The organism is Streptomyces phytophilus (assembly GCF_013870535.1).
Classification (GTDB): domain Bacteria; phylum Actinomycetota; class Actinomycetes; order Streptomycetales; family Streptomycetaceae; genus Streptomyces; species Streptomyces phytophilus.
This window is the reverse complement of sequence record NZ_JACBXC010001239.1, coordinates 1-1,760: the sequence shown is the minus strand read 5'-3', so window position 1 is coordinate 1,760 and position 1,760 is coordinate 1. Positions and strand designations below refer to the sequence as shown.

The window sequence follows — 1,760 nt, the reverse complement described above, 5'->3', positions numbered from 1 at the left end:
CCGGCCCCCGGCCCTCGCCGGGCGCGCCGGACCGCCCCCGCGGTCGTACGCTCGACGGTGCGACATGCACGAAGGCGGACGGACGATCGAGTCATGACACGGGGCAAGCTGCGGATCTACCTGGGCGCGGCGCCGGGCGTCGGCAAGACCTACGCGATGCTCTCCGAGGCGCACCGCCGGCTGGAGCGCGGCACCGACGTCGTGGTGGGCTTCGTCGAGCACCACGACCGGCCGCGTACCGAGGTGCTGCTGCACGGCCTGGAGCCGATACCGCGCCGCCAGCTGGAGTACCGCGGCACGCGGTTCACCGAGATGGACGTGGACGCCGTCCTCGCCCGCCGCCCGGCCGTCGCGCTCGTCGACGAGATGGCGCACACCAACGTCCCCGGCTCCCGCAACGAGAAGCGCTGGCAGGACATCAAGGAGCTGCTGACCGCCGGCATCGACGTCATATCGACCGTCAACATCCAGCACCTGGAGTCGCTGGGGGACGTGGTGGAGAACATCACCGGCGTACGGCAGCGGGAGACCGTGCCGGACGCCGTGGTGCGCAAGGCCGACCAGATCGAGCTTGTCGACATGTCGCCCGAGGCGCTCCGCCGCCGCATGGCCCACGGCAACATCTACGACCCCGGCAAGATCGACGCCGCCCTGTCGAACTACTTCCGCCCCGGCAACCTGACCGCCCTGCGCGAGCTGGCCCTGCTCTGGGTCGCCGACCGCGTCGACGACTACCTGCGCGAGTACCGCAGCGAGCACGCCATCCGCGACACCTGGCAGGCCCGCGAGCGCATCGTCGTCGGCCTCACCGGCGGCCCCGAGGGCCGCACCCTCATCCGCCGCGGCGCGCGGCTGGCGACCAAGGGCGCGGGCGGCGAGATCATGGCCGTCTACATCTCCCACAGCGACGGCCTGACCCCCCTGAACACCGCCTCGCCCGAGGAACTGGCCGTCCAGCGCACCCTGGTCGAGGACCTGGGCGGTACGTTCCACCACGTCATCGGCGACGACGTGCCGGACGCCCTGCTGGAGTTCGCCCGCGGCGTCAACGCCACCCAGATCGTGCTGGGCTCCAGCCGGCGCAAGGCGTGGCAGTACGCCTTCGGCCCCGGCGTCGGCGCCACCGTGGCCCGCGAGTCCGGGCCCGACCTCGACGTGCACATCGTCACCCACGGCGAGGTCGCCAAGGGCCGCGGGCTGCCGATCTCCCGCGGCGCCCGCCTGGGCCCCCGCCGTATCGTCGCCGGCTGGCTCGTCGGCCTGGTCGGGCCCGTGCTGCTCACCGCGGTGATGCTCATGCTCGACCGGAGCCTCGGGCTGGCCAACGAGGTGCTGCTGTTCCTCTTCGCCACCGTGCTCGCGGCGCTCCTCGGCGGCACGCTGCCCGCGCTGGCCTCCGCCGGCGCCGGCTCGCTGCTGCTGAACTACTACTTCACCCCGCCCGTCGAGACCTTCACCATCGCCGACGCGCGCAACATCGTCGCCCTCGTCGTCTTCTTCGCGGTCGCCGTCGCCGTCGCGTCCGTCGTCGACCTCGCCGCCCGCCGCACCTCCCAGGCCGCCCGGCTGCGCGCCGAGTCGGAGGTGATGTCGCTGCTCGCGGGCAGCGTGCTGCGCGGCGAGGCGTCGCTCGAATCGCTGCTGGACCGGGTCCGCGAGACGTTCGGCATGGAGTCCGTGTCGCTCTTCGAGCGGCAGCGCGGCGAGGACGGCTGGACCTGCGTCGGCCGCGTCGGCAGCAGCACCGGCGCGCCCGCGGG

Annotated in this window: 1 protein-coding gene; it reads left to right on the top strand. The window is 73.3% G+C overall.

The genetic code is table 11. The annotated features are described in order from the left end of the window. Positions 1-93: 93 nt before the first annotated feature. The coding region (locus tag H5J30_RS31200; protein WP_181790882.1) for a sensor histidine kinase at positions 94-1,760 on the top strand (1,667 nt) is incomplete at its 3' end.